We start from the raw sequence: 6,885 nt of genomic DNA on the forward strand, positions 1-6,885 counted from the left end.
TGGCCGCCCGGCTGGCGCCGTTGCGCCAGGGCCGGGTCGGCGCGGCGGTGCTCACCACCGCGCTGTTCATGACCGGGGGCTACCTGGCGCTGACGTACGTCGGGGCGTTGCTCGCGCCGGCCACCGACGGCGACGGGTCGCTGCTGGCGGTGCTGCTGCTGGTCTTCGGCGTGCCGGGCGTCGTCGGCACGGTGCTCGGCGGACGGGCCACCGACAGGTGGGGCGCCCGGCCGGTGCTGCTGGCCTCGGTCGCCGGGCTGGCGCTGGTGCTGGCCACGCTGCCGTTGACCCGGCAGGCGCTGCTGCCGGCCACGCTGGCCATGGCCGCGTGGGGGCTCACCGCGATGGCGACCCAGCCGGCCCAGCAGCACCGCCTCTTCACGGTCGCGCCGGGTTCCGGGCCGCTGCTGCTGTCGCTCAACTCGTCGGCCACGTTCCTCGGCATCGCGCTGGGCGGGTTCCTCGGCAACCGGGTGCTGCGGCACGGCGGCGAACACGCGCTCGACCTGCTCGGGCCGGTCGGCGCGGGGCTGTGCGTGCTGGCGCTGGGCGCCGCGCTGCTCGGCGCGCGTGCGGGCCGCGCCGGGGACGACCGGGAACCGCCCGATCAGGGGGAAACCGGACGTGAGCCGGGCCGGCCCGCTCCGGGGGCAGCCGTGCGCCGGTGAGCGCCCCGATTGGCCTCACCGGATCCGCCGGGATTGGCCACAACCGGTGGCCGTCACGCTCCGTACGGTCGCAGGCGACCGTGTGAACCGAACCGACGAGGATGACGATGACCCAGCTCGACGACGGCGCCGACCGGCTGACCGTCCGCATCGACGACCGGTTGCTCACCAGCGTGCCGGACTACGTCCTCGGCCTGATCGCCGTGCCGGCGGTCGAGGTCGGGCCGGCCTCCCCGACCGTGGCGGCGTTGCTGACCTCGGCCGAGGACGCGCTGCACCGGGCCGACCTGGACAAGGCCGGGGTGGCGGAGCTGCCGGGCGTCGCCGCGTGGCGGGCGGCGTACCGGGCGGTGGGGGTGAACCCGAACCGGTTCCCGTGCGCCGCCGAGTCGATCGCCCGGCGGGTGGCCCGGGGCGACCGGCTGCCCCGGATCAACGCGCTCGTCGACCTCTGCAACGCGGTCTCGCTGGACACCGCGCTGCCGGTCGCGTCGTGTGCGGTCGACGGCGTGGCCGACCTGGTCGTCCGGCCGGCCGACGGCACCGAGACGTACCTGCCGTTGGGCGCCCCGGACGCGCCGGAGCGGCCCGAGCCGGGTGAGATCGTCTACGCCGACGACGCCGGGCGGGCGCACTCCCGGCGCTGGAACTGGCGTCAGGGCCACCTGGTCCGCACCGACCTGGGCCGGCGGCGGCTGCTGCTCACCGTCGAGGCGGCCCACCCGGGCGGCCGGGCGGAGGTGGAGGCGGCGCTGGCCCGGCTCGACACGGCGCTCGGCGAGCTGACCGGCGGCACCCGGCCCCGGGCGGTGCTCGACCGGGACGGCCGGGACGCGGTGTTCAGCCTCGCCCCGCTCAGCCCGGCCGGCAGCACCCCGGGGAGCCGGTCGTGAACCGCGCGATCCTGGTCGTCTACCGGCCCGCCGCCGGGCGCTACCTCGCCCAGTTCCGCGCCGTGGTCGCCGCCGCCGGCGAGCGGGGCGTGGACACGCTGGTGCTGCTGCCGGCCGACCAGCCGGCCCCGGAGGCCGCCGGCCTGCCCTGTCACCGGGCCGACCTGGACGACCCGGAGGCCGTCCGGGCGGCGGTCGCGGGGATCGTGGCCGAGCGGCCGGTGGAACGGATCTTCCCGCTGTTCGAGGGCGACGTGCTGACCGCGGCGCGGTGCCGCCGCGACCACGGCATCCCGGGCCTGGACCCGGAGCAGGCGCTGGCGTTCCGGGACAAGAACGTGATGCACCGCCGCGCCACCGAGCTGGGCGTGCCGGTGGCCCGGTCCTGCCGGCCCGACACCGTCGGAGCGGTCGCCGAGTTCGCCGCCGAGGTGGGCTGGCCCGTCGTGGTCAAGCCGTACGCCGGCTGGGCTTGCGGCGACACCCACCGGGTGGACTCGGCCGACGACCTGGCCCGGGTGTGGCCGCTGGTGGCCGACGCGCGGCACGACTACCGGGTCGAGGAGTACGTGCGCGGCGCGGAGTTCCACGTCGACTCGTTGCTGCGCGACGGCGAGGTGGTCTTCGAGCAGCTGTCCCGCTACACCTACTCGGTGCTGGAGTTCCGCGACGAGCCGGGCGGCACGGTCTCCCGCACGCACGACCTCACCCCGGCCGAGCGGCGCATCCTGGCCGCCAACGCGGAGATCCTGCGCGGCTTCGGCATGCGTACCGGGGTCGCGCACGTCGAGTTCTTCCTGCGCGACGACGGGGAGGTGGTCTTCGGCGAGGCGGCCGCCCGGGCCGGCGGCGGCTCGATCGTCCCGGCGATCGAGGCCGGGCGCGGCATCAACCTGGCCGGCGAGTGGTGCCGGCTGGAACTGGACCCGACGCACGTGCCGGCCGCCGTGCTGGGCGCGGAGACCGGCACGGAATACCTCTGCTCCGACCGGTACGGCCGGATCACCGCGATCACCACCGCCGAGGAGTTGCGGGCGCTGGACTCGGTGCTCGACGCGGACGTGTGGAAGAGCGTGGGCGACGTGCTCGCCCCGCCGACCGCCTCCAACGACGTCCTGGGCTGGTACGTCTGCGAGGGCCGGGACTTCGACGACGTACGGGCCCGGTTCAAGACCATCCGGGACGCCTTCGTGGTCCGCACGGAGCCGGCCGGGGAGCCGTCATGTGGCTGAGCCGCTTCCGCGCCCTGCCGCGCCCGCTGCGGATGCTGGTGCTGGCCTCGTTCATCAACCGCGCCGGCATGTTCGTCTTCCCGCTGCTCGCGGTCTACCTGGTGCGCAGCCGGGAGCTGAGCACCGGCGAGGCCGGGGTGCTGATCTCGGTGGGCAGCACCGGCCTGCTCGCCGGCAGCCTGCTCAGCGGCCCGGTCTGCGCCCGCGCCGGCCGGCGCGCCGCGCTGGTGACCAGCCTGCTGCTCAACGCGGCCGGCTACCTCGGCCTGGCGGTGCTGGACGGTCCGCCGTGGACGTACGCGGCGCTGCTGTTCGTGGCGCTCGTCGGCATGGGCATGTTCGCGCCGGCGGCCAACACGCTGATCGCCGACCTGGCCGAGCCGGAGCAGCGACCGTTCGCCTACACCGTCAGCTACATCGCCAACAACCTCGGCATGGGCATCGGGCCGCTGCTGGGCGGTCTGGCCGCCGCCTACTCGTACGGGCTGATGTTCGCCGGCAACATCGCGCTCGGGCTGCTCGCCGCGCTCACCATCCGGCTGTTCGTGCCGGCCGACACCGGGCGGGACGCGGCGACGGTGCCCGTGCCGACCGGGGCCCGGCGGGCGGAGCTGCGGCGGGACCTGGACGTGGCGGTGCTGGTGGTGGTGTCGTTCTGCTACGTGGCGCCGCTCATCGGCCTGGAGTACACGCTGCCGCTCGCGGTCACCGAGGTGCTGGCGTCGTCGGTGGCGGTGGTCGGCGCGGTCTACACCGTCAACAGCGTGGTCGTGGTGGGCGCCGGCCTGCTGATCGAGAAGCGGATCAAGGCGTACCCGACGCGGACGCTGCTGATCGTCGCCGGCCTGCTCTGGTCGGCGGGGATGGCGGTGCTGGTGTTCGCGTTCTCGCTGCCGGCCGTGCTGCTGTCCACGGTGGTCTGGACGCTCGGCGAGATCATCGCGTCGGTGGTGGTGCCGACCTACATCGCCGACCACGTGGAGCCCCGCCGCGTCAGCGGGTTCATGGCGCTCAACGGCTTCGTGCTCAGCTCCGCCCGCCTCGTGGTGCCGATGGGGCTGGGCTTCGTCTGGCAGGCCGGCGGGCACCGCCCGGTCCTGCTCCTGCTCCTGCTGACCCCGGTGGTCGGCGTGGTCGCGTTCGCAGTGCTGCGGGTGCGACCCCAGGCCCGGCCCGTGCCGGAACCCGCCGCCCCGGCCACCGCCCGTCCGTGATCCACCCGACCCCTCACCGGAAGAGGCCATGACCACGACGAAGTTCGTCCTGCCCGAGAGCGACATCCCCACGACCTGGTACAACGTGGTCCCCGACCTGCCCAAGGGACTGCCGCCGATGCTGCATCCCGGCACCCGGGAGCCGATCACCCCGGCCGACCTGGCGCCGCTGTTCGCCTCCGAGCTGATCGCCCAGGAGTTCGCCACCGACCGGGACGTGGACATCCCCGGCCCGGTGCTCGACATCTACCGGCAGTGGCGGCCCAGCCCGCTGATCCGCGCCCGCCGGCTGGAGCGCGACCTGGACACCCCGGCCCGGATCTACTTCAAGTACGAGGGGGTCAGCCCCGCCGGCAGCCACAAGCCGAACACCGCCGTGCCGCAGGCGTACTACAGCAAGCTCGACGGCGTGCGGCGGCTGACCACGGAGACCGGCGCGGGCCAGTGGGGCAGCTCGCTGTCCATGGCGTGCGCCTACTTCGACCTGGAGTGCGACGTCTTCATGGTCCGGGTGAGCTACGACCAGAAGCCCTACCGGCGGGGCCTGATGGAGACGTTCGGCGCCACGGTCACCGCCAGCCCGAGCGACCGGACCGAGGCCGGCCGGGCGGTGCTCGCCGCCGACCCGGACGCCACCGGCAGCCTCGGCCTGGCCATCTCCGAGGCGGTGGAGGCGGCGATGGGCAGCGGCGGCTCGGCCCGCTACGCGCTCGGCTCGGTGCTCAACCTGGTGCTGATGCACCAGACGATCATCGGCCAGGAGGCGCTGCTCCAGCTCGACCTGGCCGACGACTACCCGGACGTGGTGGTCGGCGCGGCCGGCGGCGGCTCCAACTTCGCCGGGCTGGCGCTGCCGTTCCTGCGCCGGCAGTTCGAGGGCGGCCGGACGGTCCGCTTCCTGGCCGCCGAGCCGTCCTCCTGCCCGTCGCTGACCGAGGGCAGCTACGACTACGACTTCGGCGACACCGCCGGGCTCACCCCGTTGGCCAAGATGCACACGCTGGGCCACGACTTCCGCCCGCCGGCCATCCACGCCGGCGGGTTGCGCTACCACGGCATGGCACCGATCGTGAGCGCGCTGCGCGAGGTGGACCTGATCGAGGCGCGGGCGGTGCCGCAGACCGCCTGCTTCGAGGCGGGCGTGCGGTTCGCGCGCAGCGAGGGCATCGTGCCGGCGCCGGAGTCCAGCCACGCGGTCCGAGTGGCGATCGACGAGGCGCTGCGCTGCCGGGAGACCGGCGAGGAGAAGGCGATCCTGTTCTCGCTGTCCGGGCACGGCCACTTCGACATGCAGGCGTACATCGACTACTTCGCCGGAAAGCTGACCGACTGAACGAGGCCGGGACGCGGCGCGGTGCGGCGCCGCGTCCCGGCCGACGAGCCCTCGGGGGTGCGATTGCCCAGCCAAGCAGCCACCATCCTGGCCATCAACGGTTCCGAACGGGCCGGCGGCAACACCGACCTCGCGGTCGCGCACGCCGGACGCCTGATCGCCGAGCGCGGCGCGGTGCTGCGTACCGTCCGGCTGCGCGAGCACCGGATCTCACCGTGCAGCCCGTGCGGCGACTGCAACAGCCGTACGCTGCCCTGCCAGCTGGACGACGACGTCCCGGCGCTGGTGGAGCAGATGGTCCGCGCCGACGGGCTGATCTACGCCGCGCCGGTGCACGGCTTCGGCCTGGCCCACCTGATGCAGATCTTCATCGAGCGGGCCGGCGTCGGCTACCTGCGCTTCACCCGCCCACTGGCGGACAAGGTGGGCGGCATCATCGTCACCGGACGTCGCTACAGCGACTCGTCGGTGCACAACCAGATCGTCAACAACCTGCTGCTCAACCGCATGATCCTGGTGGGCAGCGGCTTCCCGGTCCTGCTGCGCAACACCACCGGCACGCCGGGGCTGACCGACCCCGAGGGGGTCGACGCGCTGGAGCGGATGGTGCACCGGATGGTCGACATGGTGCAGCTGCTCCAGCAGCACCGGCGGTCCACCGGCGGCCCGGTCCTGCCCCGGCGGGACCGCAACGAACGCGTGCCGCGGCAGCGCCGCGCCGAATCCGTCCCGAACAGAGGAGACACCGAGAATGTCCACTGAGCAGGCGACCGTGCCGGTCGGCATCGACTTCCCGGCCACCGAGTGGGAGAAGTGGGACAAGCCCGGCGCGGAGGGGCGCGTCAAGATCGCGTACGTCGGGGGGCAGCGGCTGCGGCTGCTGGAGCTGCCGGCCGGTTTCGACGAGCACCACTGGTGCCTGCGTGGGCACACCGGCTACGTGCTGCGGGGCGAGTTCACCATCCACTTCCGGGACCGCTCGGTGCCGTGCCGCCCGGGCATGGGCTTCGTCATCCCCGACGACGACGAGCACCGCTCCTCCGGCAGCGACGACGAGCCCACCGTCGTGTTCGTGATCGACCGGGTCCCGCAGCCGTGACCGACAGGTACGACGCGGGGGCGTCGGCCGGCCGGCCGCCGGTCGACGCCGCCGACGGTCCCGCCCGCATCGCCGAGCTGCGGGCCGCCGTGGACCGGCTCGACCAGCGGATCGTCGAGCTGCTGGCGGTCCGTACCCGGGTGGTCCGGGAGTTGACCGTGCACAAGTCGGACGAGGCGGCGGTCCGCTCGCCGGACCGGGTCCGGCAGGTCCTGGACCGGGTCCGCGAGCTGGCCGACCGGCACGGCATGCCGCCGGAGGTCGCGGTGGCCACCTACCGCGCGCTGATCGAGGAGCTGACCCGGATGCAACTGGAGATGCTGGCGGCCCGACGGGCCGCCCCGGCGCGGGCGGACCGGCCATGACCGGGCGCGCGCCGGTCGACCTGCGGCACGCGCTGGCCACGCTCGACCCGCTGCCGGGCGAGCTGGTGCGGGTGTCCGAGG

At 74.4% G+C, this 6,885-nt stretch carries 8 protein-coding genes; all 8 read left to right on the forward strand.

Annotated elements, in window-relative coordinates:
• A partial coding sequence (locus tag HUW36_RS22035) for an MFS transporter (RefSeq protein ID WP_217428849.1) occupies window positions 1-668 on the forward strand: 668 nt, incomplete at its 5' end.
• A 107-nt stretch (window positions 669-775) separates the two neighbouring features.
• Window positions 776-1,561 (forward strand): B3/B4 domain-containing protein, encoded by a 786-nt coding sequence (locus HUW36_RS22040; protein ID WP_174529915.1) that lies wholly within the window; start codon window positions 776-778, stop codon window positions 1,559-1,561.
• Window positions 1,558-2,793, forward strand: coding sequence for an ATP-grasp domain-containing protein (locus tag HUW36_RS22045; RefSeq protein ID WP_174529916.1), 1,236 nt, complete (start codon window positions 1,558-1,560; stop codon window positions 2,791-2,793). Before HUW36_RS22040 ends, HUW36_RS22045 begins: the two co-directional genes overlap by 4 nt.
• Window positions 2,784-4,007: an MFS transporter gene (locus HUW36_RS22050; RefSeq protein ID WP_174529917.1), complete on the forward strand. Its 1,224-nt coding sequence runs from the start codon at window positions 2,784-2,786 to the stop codon at window positions 4,005-4,007. The genes HUW36_RS22045 and HUW36_RS22050 overlap by 10 nt, the downstream gene beginning before the upstream one ends.
• A gap of 28 nt (window positions 4,008-4,035) precedes the next feature.
• Window positions 4,036-5,340 carry a TrpB-like pyridoxal phosphate-dependent enzyme gene (locus HUW36_RS22055; RefSeq protein WP_174529918.1) on the forward strand — a complete coding sequence of 435 codons (1,305 nt, stop codon included), beginning with the start codon at window positions 4,036-4,038 and terminating at the stop codon, window positions 5,338-5,340.
• Between the two features lie 57 nt (window positions 5,341-5,397).
• Window positions 5,398-6,102 (forward strand): flavodoxin family protein, encoded by a 705-nt coding sequence (locus HUW36_RS22060; RefSeq protein WP_246248268.1) that lies wholly within the window; start codon window positions 5,398-5,400, stop codon window positions 6,100-6,102.
• Window positions 6,092-6,439, forward strand: a complete 348-nt coding sequence (locus tag HUW36_RS22065) for a cupin domain-containing protein (protein ID WP_174529920.1) — start codon at window positions 6,092-6,094, stop codon at window positions 6,437-6,439. Before HUW36_RS22060 ends, HUW36_RS22065 begins: the two co-directional genes overlap by 11 nt.
• The gene (locus tag HUW36_RS22070; protein WP_246248269.1) at window positions 6,436-6,804 is read left to right on the forward strand and encodes a chorismate mutase; all 369 of its coding nucleotides are present in this window, start codon (window positions 6,436-6,438) and stop codon (window positions 6,802-6,804) included. Before HUW36_RS22065 ends, HUW36_RS22070 begins: the two co-directional genes overlap by 4 nt.
• Window positions 6,805-6,885 lie beyond the last annotated feature (81 nt).

It is taken from the genome of Micromonospora maritima, assembly GCF_902825405.1.
GTDB classification, from domain to species: Bacteria; Actinomycetota; Actinomycetes; order Mycobacteriales; family Micromonosporaceae; genus Micromonospora; species Micromonospora maritima.

Coding starts and splice junctions, on each gene's coding strand:
- HUW36_RS22040 (WP_174529915.1), top strand. CDS start 776: ATGACCCAGCTCGACGACGGCGCCGACCGGCTGACCGTCCGCATCGAC.
- HUW36_RS22050 (WP_174529917.1), top strand. CDS start 2,784: ATGTGGCTGAGCCGCTTCCGCGCCCTGCCGCGCCCGCTGCGGATGCTG.
- HUW36_RS22055 (WP_174529918.1), top strand. CDS start 4,036: ATGACCACGACGAAGTTCGTCCTGCCCGAGAGCGACATCCCCACGACC.
- HUW36_RS22065 (WP_174529920.1), top strand. CDS start 6,092: ATGTCCACTGAGCAGGCGACCGTGCCGGTCGGCATCGACTTCCCGGCC.